Below are 13,895 nucleotides of genomic sequence, written 5' to 3' on the forward strand. Positions count from 1 at the left end.
TTGGAGGTACAGCCTATCGGCGAGATCAGAGATTGCAAGTCGCCAATTCGCTGCGAAGACGAGGAATCATCAAGCACGTCCGATGCCGTCAAATTCCGGTTTCGTGTTCGACGGACTTGCTCCTTGCCCTTCATCTTCAGGCGCTCAAACGCTGCTGCGTCTGCCGGTCGAAGAAGTGAACCTTGGCCGTTTCGAAAGAAAGCTTCACCGGCTGTTCCGGCACCAGCTCGACACGTTCGCGAACGACCCATGTCAGCTCCCTGCCTTCGAGCTCCACGGCGACATGGGTTTCCGATCCCGTGGGCTCGACCACCTTGACCACGGCATCCACACCGTTTTCGCCGCCGAAAGTGATGTCTTCGGGACGAATGCCCAGCGTTAGTGGTCTGTTGGCGGAATTGGCTGGAGCCCGCGAAAGCGTTACGCGTGACCCACCCGGCAGCGACAATACTGGGTTGCCTGCGCCCTCAAGGGTTCCCTCGAGAAAGTTCATCGCGGGGGAGCCGAGGAAGCCGGCGACAAAGATGTTGCGCGGCCGGTCGTAGAGTTCGAGCGGACTGCCGATCTGTTCGACGCGACCGCCGTGGAGCACGACGATCTTGTCGGCCATGGTCATGGCTTCGATCTGGTCATGGGTGACGTAAACGATCGTGGTCTTCAGGCGCTGGTGCAGAGCCTTGATCTCCGCTCTCATCTTCACCCGCAGTTTCGCATCCAGATTGGAGAGCGGCTCGTCGAAGAGAAAGACTTTCGGATCTCGAACGATGGCTCGGCCCATGGCGACGCGCTGTCGCTGTCCGCCCGACAGCTGCGCCGGCTTTCGATCGAGAAGCGGCTGCAATCCGAGAATTGCTGCAGCCTCACCGACCTTCTGTTCGATTTCCGGCCGTTTGACCCCGGCGAGCTCGAGCGCAAATCCCATGTTCTGGGAAACCGTCATCTGCGGGTACAACGCATAGTTCTGGAAGACCATCGCAATATCGCGATCCTTCGGCTGCAGATTGTTCACGACCCGGCCGTCAATGCTGATTTGACCGGCGGTGATATCCTCGAGCCCGGCAATCATGCGCAACAATGTCGACTTGCCGCAGCCGGAGGGGCCGACGAGAATGGTAAACTCACCGTCGGCGATCTCGACGTCGACACCATGAATGATATCGACCGTGCCGAAGGATTTCTTGACGTTTCTGATACTCAAGCCAGACATTTCGTACCCCTTGTCATCTTCTAGCGCTTCCTGCGCACACGCAGCGCCTGGTACGGCTTGCGCGGAATTTTGACGCCGAAGGCTGCGTCCGGCTTGCCACCGCGCACGACCGAGCCATGGCGCGTCGGATGCGGAACGGGAGCCGCCACCTTTTCGACCGGTGTGATCGTCATCTCCCACGTGTCGATGAGATCGACATCATAATCGTCGCTGTCGACCGGCAGACCCGTGGACCAGATCACCGGCTGATGCTCGCCGAAGTAAATCAGGCGGAAATCGCCGTCGCCGTCGCGCGCGCCCGACACGCGGGACCAGGGCCATTCGCCGATGATGCCCAGCGGTTCGAGGCCGTGCTTGACATCGGCTTCCAGGAGGTCGCGGAGGAAGGCGATGCGCTTCCACGCTTCGCCGCGCAGTTCCCCGCCTTTGGCCCACCAGATCAGGTCCTCGGGATGGGAATAGGTTTCGCCATGGCCGGCATAGCCGCCGCGCGCCATGGTGATCCAGAAGCGATGCACGAGCTCCTGCGCATTGAGATTGCCCCATGACTGCAGGATGTCGCCTTCATATTCCGGCTCGTCGTTAACGACAGGCTTGCCGTAAGCATCGCGCCATTCCTGGGTCCGCTTGACGTCGGGGTTTTGAATGCAGGTGTGCGTGACCCATGGCTTGCGGTGATCGAAATTCGCCGTCACGTCGCCATTATGAATGGAGCGCAGGTGCTGGTAGGGGTCGTTCTCTTCCAGGATGTGGAAGTAGCGATCCCACTGCTCCATCGGCTTCGTATCGATGAGGAAATCATATTCATTGGCAAGCGACCACCAGACGTTCCGGTAGGCGGCGAGACGAGCGGCGAGATATTCGACATAGCGAAAATCCTGTTCGGCCGACATGTCGGCATAGCCCCACCGGTCATAGGGGTGGAAGATGATGATATCGGCTTCGATCCCAAGTTGGCAGAGCGCTGCGACCTGCTTTTCGAAGTGCTGGAACGAGGCGGGGTTCGGACGGTCGAAGTCTTCCCTTCCGTCCGCCCCGCGTTCGAAGCAGGCGTGCAGCGGCTCGTTGACGTTATAGGGATAGTCCTTCGGAAACACGCCCATCCGCATCTTGTTGAAGCGGGCCTTCTTGAGGGTCTCGAGGGTCTGCTTCTGCATGTCGAGCGGCTGGTGCGTCCAGGCATAGCAGGTCGTCCCGAAGGACAGGAACGGGGTGCCGTCGGCATAGGCGAAGTGGAATTTGTTGCGCACGCGCACGGGGCCGTGATTGCCGGCCGAGGGCCTAGTCGCAATCAGTGCGCCAGTCTTGCCGTCGAGTACGGTAGTCTTGGAACGGGTCAGAAACGACCATTCGCCTTCGATGTCCGGCATGAAGCGGATACGGTAGGTCCCGTTGCCGTCATAGAAGCCCGGCACGCGGACTTCGCGGCTCTTGTGGGTGAACACGGCATCGAATGCCACGTCGAGATAGGGATTGCCGCCGGAGGGTCCATCAAAGGAGGCCTCGAACACGCCCCATTTTTCGACTGTTGCATCAGACATAGAATATTCTCCTCGAGAATGCTTTTGTGGTCGCTAGCCTTTGACGGCACCTGACGTGAGGCCAGAGACGAAGTAGCGCTGGAAGATGAGATAGACGATAGTCGCCGGCAGGACGGTCATCACGATGGCCGCATTGAGCTGGCCGTAATTGCTCGAGAACTGCCCCTGAAACGACATTAGGCCGAGCGGTAAGGTCCACATGTGCTGATCCTGGAGCAGCACCAGCGCCATGGCGAATTCGTTCCAGGTGGAGACGAAGTCGAGGATGAGCAGTGCGGCGAGCACGGGCAGGCACACCGGCAGAAAGATCCGTCTGAAGATGATGAAGTGGCTGGCACCGTCGATCAGTGCTGCTTCCGACAGCTCCTTGGGAATGCTCTTGAAGAAGCCATGCAGGATGAAAACCTGATAGGGAACGCCGAAGGCGATGTAGGGAAGGATGACGCCGGGGTAGGTGTCGATCAGGCCGAGTGAATTCACCAGGGTGAAGAGCGGCGCAAGCATCACCTGGAAGGGGATCATCGTGCCGAACACCACAAGCAGCAGCAGGGCCTTGGTGATTTTCAGCTTGATCTTGGCCAAGGCATAGGCGGCCATCGCCGAAAGGAACAGCCCGAGCGGCACCTTGATGACGGTTATGATGACGCTGTTGAAGAAGGAGTTTGCGAAGTTGCCGCGGCTCCATGCGGCGCTGTAGTTTTCGAAAGCGAGCTCGGTTGGCGGCACGAAGGCGCCCGTACCCGTCACCGCCGCCGGCGTCTTCAAGGAGGTGAAGACGATGAAGACGAATGGCGCGACCCAGACGAGCGCCACGATGACAAGCGTGATCCAGAGGCCGATCAGAACCGGATCCCGCTTCATCGACGATGGTTCGACCTGCAGATGCACTGCGGTCTGGTCGGTCGGTACTGCTGTCACGATTCAACCTCCTCGTGCTTCTGGGTCCATTTGAGATAGGGAATGACGACGGCCATGGTGATCAGCAGCAGCACGACCGAAATCGCCGCGCCTCGTCCGAAATCGAAGATCTGCATCGCCTGCGTGAATGCCCAGAGCGCCAGCATCTGGGTGGACTGCGCCGGCCCGCCGCCGGTCAGGCCGTAGACGATGTCGAAGGCCTTCAGGGAGGAGATGACGGAAAGAACGAGAACGATCGTGATCGTTGGGCGCAAGGCCGGCAATGTCACGTGCTTGAATACCTTCCAGCGGCCGGCGCCATCGATGCGCGCTGCCTCCACAAGCGTCTGAGAGACATTCTGCAGGCCCGCGAGAAACAGGACCATCGAGAAGCCAACCGTCTGCCAGAGATAGGCGACGAAAACCGAATAAAGGGCGATATCCCGGTTGCCCAGCCAGTCCTTGATCCAGCCCTGCATGCCCCAGGAGGTCAGCAGCTGGCTGAAAAGGCCGAAGAAGGGATCGTACATCCACTTCCACATGGTGGCCACCGCGATCGGCGCGATGATAACAGGCAGATAGAAGATGGCCCTGAGGCCATTGCGGCCGAATATCTTCTGGTTGAGACTAAGCGCCAACAGCAGTCCGACCATCGGCGGAAAGATCAGGCTCATCATGGTCCAGATCACGGTATTGCGGAAGGCCACCCAGAAGACCGAATCTTTGGTGAAAATCGCCGAATAGTTCGCAATGCCGACAAACTGCCGATTGGGATCGAGCCCGTTCCACTTCTGGAAACTCAGGATCACGACGTTGAGCATCGGGTAGAGCGCGAAGACCGCATAGATCGCCAGCGCCGGCACGAGCAGGATGAGCGCTTGTACGCGCGGATCATGTGTCGATTGTCGAAGTGACATGTTTTCCTCCTGGCAGTGAAGCAGCTGCCAGCTGATGAAAGGGGTGCCAGCCGATCGAGATCATGTCGGTCGACCGGCGCCTTGGGAGGAATCAGGTTCTGCTGGCGATGAAGCTCTGCAGCTGCTTGGCCGCCTCGGCCGGCTCGGTGTTGCCGGAAGCAACATCGTTGATGACCCGGAAATATTCCGTCGTGACATCGAGCGGGAACGCCTGGTCGCCGTTCATGTAGACCTTGCCGTATTTCTGGAAGATCCCCAGCCATTCCGCCTCGAGCGGCTTCTGGTTGGCATATTGTACATTCTTGTTGACGGAGGTCGAACTCAACTGGCCGAGCAGGTCCTGCTGGACTTTCGTCGAGAGGAAGTAGTCGAGGAACTTCGCCGCTACGTCAGGGCTCTTGCTCTTGGTGCTGATGTAATTGTACTCGGCAAAGCCATAGAGGCGGTCGGTGTTGGTCGGGAAGGGGAAAATCCCGTAGTCGTCGAGATTGGCGCCGGAGCCGTTAAGCTGGCTGACCAGCCAGTCGCCTTCGAGCATCATCGCCGCGCGGCCTGCGGTGAAGAGGCTGTAGGACTGCTTGTTGTCGATGCCCATGAATGGCTGCAGCGTATAGTCCTTCGTCCACTTCGCAAACTCCGCGAAGGATTCCGTCGCGCAGGGCTCCTTGGTCCAGTCCAGCGTCATCGCCTTCAGCGCATCGTGCTTTTCAGCACCGCACTTCGTTTCAAGGATAACGTCCATGAGGCGCATGACGTGCCAGTTGACCGTGCCGCCGAAGGTGAAGGCAGGAATGCCTGCAGCCTTCAGCTTATCGGCCGCGGCAAGGAATTCGTCGTAGGTCTTCGGCTCTTCCTTGATGCCGGCTTGTTCGAAAAGCTTCTTGTTGTAATAGACGGCCTCACCCTTGAAGGTGAAGGGAACGCCGTGTTTGCCGCCGGGATAGAGGTCGGCAAAAGCCGCTGCCGAGGGCAACAATTCGTCGCTCCACTTATACTCGGCATAGTATTTGTCGAGCGGCAGGGACAGACCGGCCTTCACATATTCGCCGCCGAGGCCGAGGCCCGCCCAGCTGAAATAAATGTCAGGTCCCTTGTCGGAGCCAGCAGCTACGCGCAAGGCGGTCTTGTGCTCGTCGACGGCGCGCTGAACGATCTCGACATGCGTTCCGGGGTTTGCGGCTTCGAAATCCGTCGCCACCTTCTTCAGGGCCGTATTGGCGGCATTGTTGTCGAAGTTGAGGGTCCAGAGCGTGATGTCTTCAGCAAGAACCGGCGTGGCCGATAGCGACGCCACGGCGATCGCAATGATGCTCGCAGTCTTCAATTTCGCAGAAAGGGTCAGCATTACCGTCCTCCTCTTGTAAAGCCGGCCCCTTGTTGCAGATAGTCATCGACATGTCAACTGGTATGATGAGCTAACCATTGTCGCACTGCGCAAATTTTGCCATTGCGGCGATGATGATGACGGCCGAGGCGGCACCGGGATCGATGTGCCCGATCACGCGGTCCCCCAATCGCGAAGCCCGTCCCTTGGCCGCCGTCATGTTGCTGGTCGCTTCACAGCCTGCCCGCGCTGCCCGCTCGGCTGCCTCGAAGCATTGGGGGAGGGGCTTTCCCGACTGCCAGGCATCGAGTGCCGCGTCAGCCGCGGGCTTCCAGGCGTCAACCATCGTCTTTTCACCGGGTTCGGCCTTTCCGCGTTCCTGGATTCCCTGTGCCATTGCCGCAAAGACGCGCAGGAAATCATCATCGCTCAATACCTGCCTGTCTTTGGCGGCCGCTCCGGCACGCATGAAGGCCGTGGCATATAGCGGGCCGGACGAAGCGCCGACCGCATTCAGGAAAGCCTTTGCAGCGACATTGAATGCAGCTGTCGGGGCAATCCCGGCGTCAAGCTCGCCGACCGCTTTCGCCGCGGCCTGGCAGCCCGCATCCATGGCAAGGCCGTGATCTCCATCGCCGATGGCGCCGTCCAACGCGCAGAGATGGTCGCTCTCTGCTGCAATATCCTTTGCAATCGCGGCAAACATGCGCTGCAGGTCTTCGGTCGTAAACGTCATTGATCACCTCGCAAACATCGCGCAATCACAGGGGTAGTCGATCAATTGCTGAAGCTCGTCGTCGAGATGCATGAGCGTGATCGACGCGCCGGCCATTTCGAGCGAGGTGCAGTAATTCCCGACGAGCGACGTATGGAGGATGAGTCCGGCATCGTCGAGCCGGGACTTGACGCGCCGCATCATGATGTAGAGTTCCATCATCGGGGTCGAACCCAGCGAATTGACAAGAACGGCGACACGATCGCCCCGGTCTGCTTTCATTTCGCGAAGAATGCTGTCCATGAGTTCGTCCGTCACCGCGTCGGCCGGCCTCAGCGGCTCGCGCGCCACGCCAGGCTCCCCATGGATGCCCATTCCGATCTCCATCTCCCCTTCTCCGATCAGGAAGTTCGGCTTCAACGTCTGGGGCAGAGAGCAAGGCGAGAGCGCCACACCCATCGTATAGGTTCGCGCATTGGCATGGCGGGCGACACGCTCGACATCATCAAACGAGTAGAGAAGATCGCAGGCTGCGCCGGCGGCCTTGAAGATGAAGACGTTGCCCGCGACGCCTCGTCGCTTGTCCCGCTGATCGGCAGGGGCGGACGCTACATCATCCGTGGTGAGGACGGTGCGCACCTCGATCTCGTCAAGCGCAAGCATCTCGGCGGCCATGTCGAAGTTCATCACGTCGCCGGCATAATTGCCATACATGAACAGCACGCCGGCGCCGCCGTCGACCGCCATGGCGCAGGCGATGATCGGATCGGGTGGCGGCGACGCGAACACGTTGCCGATTGCGGCCGCGTCCGCCAGCCCCTTGCCGACAAACCCCAGAAATGTCGGTTCGTGCCCCGACCCGCCGCCGATGACCAAGCCGACCTTGCCCTTGCGGGGCCCGTTTCTGGCAATGATCGCGCGGGGCATGTTCTCCACGGCGTATAGGTGGCGCGGATGCGTCGCCAGAATGCCTTGCAGCATCTCATCGACGGCATCTGCGCCGGCATTGATAAGCTTCTTCGTCTTCATGCTGATCCTCCCAGTGCGAGCTCCACCTGCATAAATGCGGTTGCACCGCCGAAGGTCAATCCGCCAGTGGGAGGGTTGCGGTCGCCAACGGCGCGAGCAGCAACTCTTTGCCCGCATCTGCCGGCCGGCATGCGCCGCAATCGACCTTTCGTTCTTCGCCCGTCAGATTGACGACGTGAAGCCTGGCGCCTGCGGCATTCCGTGCAACGAAAGACAGGACCTCGGAGGGCGAGGAGGAGACGCATTCCTGCCAGGATGCGCCAGCCAATCGGGACAATGTGTGCACGGTGTTGAACAACGGGCGCCGTCCGCCTTGCTCGGTGGGTTCAGCCGGACCGGCGATCAAACCGAACGGGCCTGATAAGGCCGAGAGCGTCAGGCATTCCAGGCCGGCATCCAGCACCCGTATCGCGTAACCGAGCGCGAAGGCCTCCGCGAAGCGTCCATTGTGGCGCGGGTCGCGATTGGCCATAGGAATGCGTGCGCCCGCCGGATTGTCCATCGTGCGGCTGCCATAGGGGTTCTGCCGCATCGGGATCGTCGACGGGCCGATCCGGTAGGGCTTGTCGCCATAGATCGCTCGAACGGATCGCGTGATGAAGGGCAGCGCTTCCAATGTCTGCATGACGCTGCGATCGTCGGCCGCGTGCACGATCGGATTGGTGCAGTGGCTGACGAAGTCGAGCTGTCCATCGGGGACGCGCTTCCGGTTGAGTTCGGTGAAATAGCTCAGCATGCCGCCGCCGATGCGAATACCGGGAAAGGCGGCGTGGGCTGCAGCATAGACCTCATCCAGGGGCGGGCAATCCGGCCATTTGCTGCCGGGCGGCGTCGACTGTCGGTCGACGGAAGGCGAGATCATAATTGCATCCGGCCGGAATTCCGCCAGCTGCATCTGGCGGGCAATCTCGGAGGTCTCGGTCGCCGGGACTGATTTGCAGGGAAGGGCGATCTCCAGCGCCGAGCGGCCGCGATGGACCGTCGCGATTGCTGCGAACCGCCTGAGTGCTTCGACGCCGTGCCCGGCACCGGGGTCGAAATGGAAGAGGAGTTCCTGGGGAGCGATCTCCGTTAGGACGGACTTTGCCGCGAGGGTCGCATCGGCTTCTTCGGGCGTAATGATAACGCCGATATCAGGCATGGTGCCGGTTCGTGCCCCGAGTTCGAGTTTTATGACGCCGCCTGACGCCGCAGCTGGAGGATGCCGCGTAGCACCGCCGATATCCCTGATAACAAGCGACGTCTTTTGTCGAACGGGCCGATTGGCGGCAATCTCATACGGCCAGGGAAGAGCGAGCGGTCTGACATAGGTCTTGTAGGATGCGTCCGACCAGTTCCTTTGATCTTCCATTTCAAAGGTGTCCCCCTCCATCCGGCATTCCGCCTGAACGCCAGGTATGACCGCGTGAGTGATGGCCCGCATATCCTTGAACGGCTGCCAGGGCTCGATGACATCGGGAAACCGTGTCGCCACGATCTGCCCGTCGATATGCTCGACCGTCGCCGGTGAACCCGCCACGCCGACGATCGGATGCAGGATGCAGAAGCCGCAGCGGTTGGTCTCGAAGCCGGTCGGGGCGATGGCCTCAGCCTCGAAGTCGAGCCGGTCCGGGCTTCCGGTGATACGAACGTCGATGATAAGCCTCGTATCATCAGGTCCCTCGCAGTAGGCGAGATAGGCGACCTCGAAACGATCGTCACTCTGCTCGATCTGGAGATCGGCGATTTCAGGGCTGTAGGTGCCCCAGTCCCGGTCGCGAACGAGATAGGAAATCGCCCTCAGCACCTCGGTTCCATCGTAACGGATGGTGCGGAGGTTACCGTTGGCGAAATCGGCTTCCAGCTTTCCGGCTCTCAGGCGAACCGGCGGCGGATCGACGAGATGGGTGCCATAGAGCTGGAACGCATCGATCGTCATCGCAGCATGGCTCCGACGTCGATCGTCTGTCCCCTGGCCGCACTGTCATAGGCGGCCTCTACCAGGGCGAAGGTCTTCAGATTGTCCGCCCCTGACGTCGAATGTTCGGCGCCGCGCTCCAACTGGTCGACCCAATGCTGCTGGATCGCGTAGACGCTCTCCTGGATGTTGTGCCAGGGCCGCGAGGCCCATGACAGCAGCTTCGGAGATACGTCCGTGGTGGTGGTGCCCTTGGCGTTGGTGATTTCGAGACCGTAACCCCGGGCCAGGCGGATCGTGCCCTCAGAACCGTCGAGTTCGATCAGGGTCTCGGGGAACGACTCCCTGGAAAGCCTGGTGGCGTAGCTGACGTCGACGACCGACGTGGCGCCGTTTTCATGATCGAGCAGAATGGTCGCGACATCCTCGCCCTTGATTGTGGGATTGACCCGCTTGGTGCGGGCCGTGACCGATCGAACGTCGCCGAGGATATAGCGGGCGATATCGAGCGTATGGATGCCGAGGTCTTCGATGATGAAACGTTCGCCTTCGGCCAGATAGGGCTGGCCGGAGAAGACGTCGTAAGCCGAGCGGAAGGAGAAACGGCCCCAGAAGGGCGTGCCGATGACATCGGTCGCCAGCGCCTTGCGCACCGCCTGGATCGGCGTCTGCCAGCGAAAGTTCTCGTGCACCATCAGCGGTACGCCGGCATTGCGACACGCCTCGACCATCGCCTTCGCATCCGACAAGGTCTTGGCGAACGGTTTCTGGCAGATTGCCGGCACCCCGTTACGGGCGGCCAGTTCTACCAGGGCGCGGTGGCTCTGCACTGTCGTGGCGATATCGACGAAATCAAAACCGCCATCGGCGAACAAAGCCTCGGCATCACTGTATCGACGCTCGATGCCGAACTGATCGCCAACGATCTTCAGCCGCTCCGGATCGCGATCGCAGATCGCAACAATGTCAGAGCCCCGAACGTCATTCCAGGCATGCATCTGGTTGATCGCAAAGAAACCGCAGCCGATCAGAGCCCCTTTCAATTCCGTCATCTCAACCTGCCTTTGCCATCTGCATGAGGGTGACGCGCTGCTGCAGGCGGCGTTGCGCCTGGTCGACGACGACGGCAATGATGATGACGAGGCCCTTGATGACCATCTGCCAGAAGGAGGAGACGCCCATCATCACCAATCCGTCGGAGAGGATGCCGATCACGAACGCGCCGATGATCGTGCCGCCGATCGTGCCGCGGCCGCCCGACATCGAGGTGCCGCCGAGCACCGCTGCCGCAATCGCATTGAGTTCGAAGCTTTCTCCGGTCGCCGGATGGGCTGCCATCAGTTCGGAGGAGATGACGACGCCGACGATGGCGGCGCAAAGTCCGGAGAACATGTAGACGAAGATCTTCACGACATCGACCCGGATACCGGACATGCGCGCGGCCCGCTCATTGCCGCCGACGGCGAAGATATGACGGCCAATCGGCGTCGAGCGGGCGACATAGGCGGCCAGCAGCGCCAGCACGATCAGAATCCAGATCGATACCGGCAGACCGAGAATGCGTCCCGCGCCGAAGAAATCGAAGCCGGTCGTGGCATATTCGGGCCGGCCGACAAGGTTCGGAAAGGTCTGGCCGTCCGACGACAGCAAAGCCAGACCGCGGGCGATATAGAGTGTGCCGAGCGTGGCGATGAAGGGCGCGACGTTGAGCTTAGTGATCAGCAGGCCGTTGATCAGCCCGATGAGCAGGCCGATCGACAAGGTGATCAGCACGATCTCGAAGAGGTTGAAAAAGATGGTGTAGCCGATCGGCAATTCGATGCCGTAAAGGATCAGGCCGCCGGCGACCATGCCGCAAAGCCCGACGATCGATCCGACCGAGAGATCGATGCCGCCGGTGATGATCACGAAGGTCATGCCCATCGCCAGGAAGGCGTTCAGCGCCACATGCTTCGACATCAAAATCATGTTCGCCGTCGAGGTGAAGTTCGGGGCGAAGATCGCAAAGAAGATGATGACGGCGAACAGCGCGATAAACGTCCTGAGCTTCATCAGCGTCAGAAGCGCCGAGCCGTTGGCGCCCTTCGGCGCGAGAGTGGTTGATGTAGCCGTCATCATGACGCGAGTTTCCCTTGATGTCCGTGTCCCTTGGCCGAAGCCGCGATGATGGCTTCTTCCGTGGCCTCGTTACGGTCGAAGACGGCGATCAGTTGGCCGTTGCTCAAGACCGCGATGCGATCGGAAAGCGCCATGACCTCTTCGAGGTCGGAAGTCGAAAACAGAATGGCGAGCCCGTTTGCCGCCAGCCGCCGCATGGTGCGAAAGACGTCGGCCTTGGCACCGACATCGATGCCACGGCTCGGCTCGTCCATCAGAAGCACCTTCGGATTGGTCATCAACGCCTTACCGATGACGACCTTCTGCTGATTGCCACCCGACATCGAGGTCACCTCGAAATCCGGGTTCGGCGCCTTGATCGAAAGATCGCGGATCGCATCGCGAACCGCATTCTTCTCCGCACTCCTGTTGATGTGAAAGAGCCGGGTGAAGCGGCCGAGGCTCGCCAGTGTCAGATTGGAGGCGATCGAGAGGACCTGGACCAGGCCTTCGCGCTGCCGGTCTTCCGGAATGAGCGCAAGGCCGCGGCGGATGCGCCGGGTGGTGTCGCGGGCACGAACCTGCTTGCCGTCGATGAAGATCTTGCCGGTCGAATGTGCGTGACGGCCGATCACGCATTCGAAGAATTCGCTGCGCCCAGCACCCATCAGGCCGTAGATGCCGAGGATTTCGCCCGCCCTGACCGACAGGGAGACATCGTTGACCGAAAGACCGCCTGTCGGCCGTGGCAGGCTGATATTTTCGGCACGAAAGACCTCAGCTCCGACGGCATGGTCCACGGACTTCGCAAAATCCTTGACATCCGAGCCGATCATGGAGCGCACGATCCAGCGCATGTCGATGTCGCGGACCATCGCCTCACCGGTGACCTGGCCGTCACGCAGCACCGTGATGTAGTCGCCGATCCGCATCAGTTCTTCGAGCCGGTGCGAGATATAGACGATTGCCACACCCTGGGCCTTCAGTTCCGCGATCACCTTGAACAGGATCTCGACCTCGGCTGCAGAAAGAGCCGACGTGGGCTCGTCCATGATCAGGATACGGGCATTCAACGACATCGCCTTGGCGATCTCGACGAGCTGCTGCTGGCCGATCGGCAAGTCCTCGACCATCGTATCGGCCTCGATCCCGGCATCCAGACGCTTCAAAAACGCATTGGCCTTTTGAACCTGCGCCTTGTGATCGATGCCGAGGATGCCGCGGGTAATCTCACGCCTGGCGAAGATGTTCTCGGCGACCGACATGTTGGCGAAGAGATTGAGCTCCTGGAAGATCATGCCGATGCCATTCGCCTGGGCGTGCGCCGGGCTGTCGAAGGATACGGGCTTACCATCCAGGATGATGCGGCCGAGCGTCGGACGCTCGACACCGGCGATGATCTTCATCAGCGTCGACTTGCCTGCACCGTTTTCGCCGACAAGGACGTTCACTGCGCCGCGGCGAAGCTCGAGAGTGGCGCGCTTGACGGCGACGATGCCCGAATAGACCTTCGACACGTCGTCGAGGCGCAGGATGATGTCGTCCTTTTGTGCCTCTCCTGTGGTCATGGGGCGACCTTCAGTTCCGAAGGCGTTATGAGCGGCAGCTCGCCGCTCTTCGGCAGCGGAAAGGCGCCGATCGCGGTCACCGTCTTGCCAGCGAGGCCCTCGCGCGGGATGGCGGAGAGAAAGGTGGTATTGGCCTTCTCGTTGAAGGCTTTGCCGAACTGGGCCCACTCGATCTGGTTCTTGAATTCGTTGAAATTGACGAACTCCAACGTGTCGCGCAGCGCCGTGCCGCGCAGCGCCGGCCCGATCTGCACCTTCGCATCGGCCTTGCCGTCGCCATCGGCGTCGACATCGAGCGTTGCCGCGCGCGACGCTGTATCGGCCGCGACAACCTTGCCGGTGATCTTCACCGCATAGGTCCATGGCGAACTGCTCTGCTTGCGGGGATTGCCGTATTTCTCGCCTGCGGCGTCGGGGCTGGAGGCTGCCAGTTGCATGACGTCCTTGAGGTCGCCGGCGCGCTTCTCGAAATAGGGCACTGCCTCGGACTGCCAGATCGCCTCGACCTTTGCATTCGGGTCGAAGGCGGTCTTGGCCGCTGCCGCCGCCTTTTCCTCAGCCGTCGGTGTCTTGATGATCTTGCAACCGGGCAAGGCGGCCGCCACGACGGCGGCGAGCAGGGCGCCCTTCATTCTCAACATGCTTTAAACCTCGACGTATTGCGAAATGCATTGCGGAGGGCGAAGCGCTGCGCCCTCCGCAA

12 protein-coding genes are annotated in these 13,895 nt (G+C 60.7%); all 12 read right to left on the reverse strand.

Annotation, left to right across the window (positions count from 1 at the left end; all coding sequences use genetic code 11):
- Positions 1 to 136 precede the first annotated feature (136 nt).
- The gene (locus RWK44_RS00605) at positions 137 to 1,207 is read right to left on the reverse strand and encodes an ABC transporter ATP-binding protein (protein WP_131663364.1); all 1,071 of its coding nucleotides are present in this window, start codon (positions 1,205 to 1,207) and stop codon (positions 137 to 139) included.
- Positions 1,208 to 1,227: 20 nt separating this feature from the next.
- Positions 1,228 to 2,748 (reverse strand): DUF5060 domain-containing protein, encoded by a 1,521-nt coding sequence (locus tag RWK44_RS00610; RefSeq protein ID WP_316028191.1) that lies wholly within the window; start codon positions 2,746 to 2,748, stop codon positions 1,228 to 1,230.
- A gap of 33 nt (positions 2,749 to 2,781) precedes the next feature.
- The gene (locus RWK44_RS00615) at positions 2,782 to 3,666 is read right to left on the reverse strand and encodes a carbohydrate ABC transporter permease (protein WP_222378821.1); all 885 of its coding nucleotides are present in this window, start codon (positions 3,664 to 3,666) and stop codon (positions 2,782 to 2,784) included.
- Positions 3,663 to 4,562: a carbohydrate ABC transporter permease gene (locus RWK44_RS00620; RefSeq protein ID WP_316028192.1), complete on the reverse strand. Its 900-nt coding sequence runs from the start codon at positions 4,560 to 4,562 to the stop codon at positions 3,663 to 3,665. Before RWK44_RS00620 ends, RWK44_RS00615 begins: the two co-directional genes overlap by 4 nt.
- A 91-nt stretch (positions 4,563 to 4,653) precedes the next feature.
- The gene (locus tag RWK44_RS00625) at positions 4,654 to 5,907 is read right to left on the reverse strand and encodes an ABC transporter substrate-binding protein (RefSeq protein ID WP_131663361.1); all 1,254 of its coding nucleotides are present in this window, start codon (positions 5,905 to 5,907) and stop codon (positions 4,654 to 4,656) included.
- Positions 5,908 to 5,977: 70 nt separating this feature from the next.
- Positions 5,978 to 6,622, reverse strand: coding sequence for a dihydroxyacetone kinase subunit DhaL (gene dhaL / locus RWK44_RS00630; RefSeq protein WP_131663360.1), 645 nt, complete (start codon positions 6,620 to 6,622; stop codon positions 5,978 to 5,980).
- A gap of 3 nt (positions 6,623 to 6,625) precedes the next feature.
- Positions 6,626 to 7,630 carry a dihydroxyacetone kinase subunit DhaK gene (locus tag RWK44_RS00635; protein ID WP_131663359.1) on the reverse strand — a complete coding sequence of 335 codons (1,005 nt, stop codon included), beginning with the start codon at positions 7,628 to 7,630 and terminating at the stop codon, positions 6,626 to 6,628.
- 55 nt (positions 7,631 to 7,685) lie between these two features.
- The gene (gene apnL / locus RWK44_RS00640) at positions 7,686 to 9,548 is read right to left on the reverse strand and encodes a D-apionate lactonase (protein WP_316028193.1); all 1,863 of its coding nucleotides are present in this window, start codon (positions 9,546 to 9,548) and stop codon (positions 7,686 to 7,688) included.
- Entirely contained in the window at positions 9,545 to 10,579 is a 1,035-nt protein-coding gene (locus tag RWK44_RS00645) for a Gfo/Idh/MocA family protein (protein WP_316028194.1), read from the reverse strand. Before RWK44_RS00645 ends, apnL begins: the two co-directional genes overlap by 4 nt.
- A gap of 1 nt (position 10,580) precedes the next feature.
- Positions 10,581 to 11,645, reverse strand: coding sequence for an ABC transporter permease (locus tag RWK44_RS00650; RefSeq protein ID WP_113545440.1), 1,065 nt, complete (start codon positions 11,643 to 11,645; stop codon positions 10,581 to 10,583).
- Entirely contained in the window at positions 11,642 to 13,192 is a 1,551-nt protein-coding gene (locus RWK44_RS00655) for a sugar ABC transporter ATP-binding protein (RefSeq protein WP_316028195.1), read from the reverse strand. Before RWK44_RS00655 ends, RWK44_RS00650 begins: the two co-directional genes overlap by 4 nt.
- Positions 13,189 to 13,833: a DUF2291 family protein gene (locus RWK44_RS00660; RefSeq protein WP_316028196.1), complete on the reverse strand. Its 645-nt coding sequence runs from the start codon at positions 13,831 to 13,833 to the stop codon at positions 13,189 to 13,191. Before RWK44_RS00660 ends, RWK44_RS00655 begins: the two co-directional genes overlap by 4 nt.
- Positions 13,834 to 13,895: the final 62 nt, after the last annotated feature.

It is taken from the genome of Rhizobium sp. 25PS6 (genome assembly GCF_032464655.1).
Lineage (GTDB): Bacteria > Pseudomonadota > Alphaproteobacteria > Rhizobiales > Rhizobiaceae > Rhizobium > Rhizobium laguerreae.